Source organism: Massilia sp. P2_C2, from assembly GCF_056404615.1.
This window is the reverse complement of sequence record NZ_JBFUDR010000515.1, coordinates 1-2,558: the sequence shown is the minus strand read 5'-3', so window position 1 is coordinate 2,558 and position 2,558 is coordinate 1. Positions and strand designations below refer to the sequence as shown.

4 protein-coding genes are annotated in these 2,558 nt (G+C 67.8%); all 4 read left to right on the top strand.

Annotation, left to right across the window (positions count from 1 at the left end; translation table 11 throughout):
- Positions 1-366, top strand: a 366-nt coding sequence (locus AC1DYX_RS30285; protein ID WP_477265798.1) for a 1,2-phenylacetyl-CoA epoxidase subunit PaaC, incomplete at its 5' end; no start/stop codon positions are given.
- A complete protein-coding gene (gene paaD, locus AC1DYX_RS30280; protein ID WP_477265796.1) occupies positions 366-890 on the top strand; it encodes a 1,2-phenylacetyl-CoA epoxidase subunit PaaD in 525 nt (174 codons plus the stop codon). The genes AC1DYX_RS30285 and paaD, both read left to right, overlap by 1 nt.
- Before the next feature lie 7 nt (positions 891-897).
- Positions 898-1,977: a 1,2-phenylacetyl-CoA epoxidase subunit PaaE gene (paaE, locus tag AC1DYX_RS30275; protein ID WP_477265795.1), complete on the top strand. Its 1,080-nt coding sequence runs from the start codon at positions 898-900 to the stop codon at positions 1,975-1,977.
- Positions 1,978-1,991: 14 nt separating this feature from the next.
- Positions 1,992-2,558: enoyl-CoA hydratase-related protein (locus tag AC1DYX_RS30270; RefSeq protein ID WP_477265793.1), on the top strand; the 567-nt coding region annotated here is incomplete at its 3' end.

The window sequence follows — 2,558 nt, the reverse complement described above, 5'->3', positions numbered from 1 at the left end:
GAAGTGACCTACCACCTGCGCCGCAGCGGCGACCTCGTCGTGCGCCTCGGCGACGGCACCGACGTCAGCCACCGCAAGATGCAGGACGCGCTGGACGAATTGTGGACGTATGCCGGCGAGATGTTCATCTACGACGACGTCGACCTGGCGCTGGTCGAAGAGGGCGTGGCGCCGCTTGCTGCGCCGCTGCGCGACGCATTCCTGGGCCACGTGGCCGAGGTGCTGGCAGAGGCCACGCTGGCGATGCCGCCGCTTGACGCGTACTTCCAGCGCGGCGGCAAGCAGGGCCGGCATACGGAGCGCCTCGGCTACATCCTGGCCGAGATGCAGTTCCTGCAGCGCGCCTATCCCGGCGTCGAATGGTGATGGCCGTGGACGCGTCGCCCGTCACTGCCGCCCAGGTCTGGACCTGGCTGGGCGAGGTGCCCGACCCGGAGATTCCCGTGATCTCCGTCGTGGACCTGGGCATCGTGCGTGCCGTGGACGTCACGGACGACGGGTGCGTCGTGACGATTACGCCGACCTATTCCGGCTGCCCCGCGATGGACGTCATCGCCGGGGACATCGAGCGCGCGCTGCGGGCGCACGGCGTGGAAAGGCTGCGCATCGCCACCCGTTTGTCGCCGGCGTGGACGACCGACTGGATGAGCGACGCCGGCAAGGCCGCGCTGAAAGGCTATGGCATCGCGCCGCCGGTGCAGCAGGTGATCGACATCAGCGCCCTGACGCGCGGCGTCAGGCGCCATGCGATCGCGCAGCCGGTCGTCGCCTGTCCGCACTGCGGTTCCACGCACACGCGCCTGACGAGCCAGTTCGGTTCGACCCCGTGCAAGGCTTTATACCAGTGCCTCGATTGCCGCGAACCGTTCGATTATTTTAAATGCCACTGAGGCCCACATGAGCAAGTTCTACCCACTGACCGTGGCGAGCGTGACGCACGAAACCCGCGACGCCATCGTCGTCACCTTCGACGTGCCGCCGCAGATGCGCGACGCCTTCCGCTACCGCCAGGGCCAGCACCTCACCTTGCGCGCGATGATAGCCGGCGAGGACGTGCGTCGCTCGTATTCGATCTGCTCGGCCGTGCAGGACGACCGGCTGCGCGTCGCCATCAAGCGCGTGCCGGGCGGGCTGTTCTCGACCTGGGCCAACGAATGCATCCGGCCCGGCGTCACGCTCGACGTGATGCCGCCCGAAGGCCGCTTCAACCTGCCGCTCGAACCCGAGAGCAGGAATCACTACCTCGCATTCGCGGCCGGCAGCGGCATCACGCCGATCCTCTCGATCGTCAAGACGACGCTGATCGCCGAGCCGCACAGCCGCTTCACGCTGCTGTACGGGAACCGCGCCACGTCGTCCGTGATCTTCCGCGACGAGCTGGCCGAGCTGAAGGACCAGTACCTGGAGCGCCTGAACCTCGTCTACGTGATGAGCCGCGAGCACCAGGACATCGACCTGTTCAACGGCCGCATCACGCAGGACAAATGCCGCCAGCTGTTCAGGCACTGGCTGCGCGTGGAAGACGTCGACCATGCGTTCATCTGCGGCCCGGAAGACATGATGCACGGCGTCTCCGCCGCCCTGCAGGAAGCGGGCATGCCGAAAGAGCGCATCCGCATCGAACTCTTTGCCGCGGGCAGCGCGCAAGAGGCACGCAAGCCGCGCCGCCAGCCGACGGACGAGACGCATCACATGACCGAAGTCACCGTGATCATGGACGGCAACCACGCCAGCTTCACGATGGACCGCGACAAGGAATCGGTCCTCGACGCCGGCCTGCGCGCGGGCCTCGACATGCGCTATTCGTGCAAGGGCGGCGTCTGCTCGACGTGCCGCTGCAAGGTGCGCGAAGGGCAGGTCGACATGGACGTCAACTACGCGCTGGAAGACTACGAGGTGGCGCGCGGATTCGTGCTGAGCTGCCAGAGCTTCCCCGTGACGGACAAGGTCGTCCTCGACTTCGACGTGGCCGAATAAAACAGGAGACCCCCATGACCTACGAGACGATCCTGTTCGCGATCGACGCCGGCATCGCCACGCTGACCCTCAACCGCCCCGAGCGCCTGAACAGCTTCACGCAGGCGATGCACCTCGAAGTCCGCGACGCCCTGCGCCGCGTCGAGGAAGACGGGAGCGTCCGCGTGCTGCTGCTGACGGGCGCCGGCCGTGGCTTCTGCGCCGGCCAGGACCTGAACGACCGGGCAGTGGAGCCGGGCGCACCGGGCGTCGACCTGGGCGAATCCGTCGAAAAATTCTATGCCCCGCTCGTGCTCACGCTGAAAAGCCTGCCGCTGCCCGTGATTTGCGCCGTCAACGGCGTGGCCGCCGGTGCCGGCGCCAACCTGGCGCTTGCGTGCGACATCGTGCTGGCGGCGCAGTCGGCGTCGTTCATCGAAGCGTTCTGCAAGCTGGGCCTGATCCCGGACACCGGCGGCACGTGGGTGCTGCCGCGCCTCGTCGGCCCCGCGCGCGCCATGGGCCTCGCGCTGCTGGGCGACAAGCTGCCGGCCGCCAGGGCCGAGGAATGGGGCCTGATCTGGCGCTGCGTGCCGGACGAA

What these genes read in the sequence shown, in the direction of transcription:
- paaD (WP_477265796.1), top strand. Translation starts at nt 366, where the DNA reads ATGGCCGTGGACGCGTCGCCCGTCACTGCCGCCCAGGTCTGGACCTGG.
- paaE (WP_477265795.1), top strand. Translation starts at nt 898, where the DNA reads ATGAGCAAGTTCTACCCACTGACCGTGGCGAGCGTGACGCACGAAACC.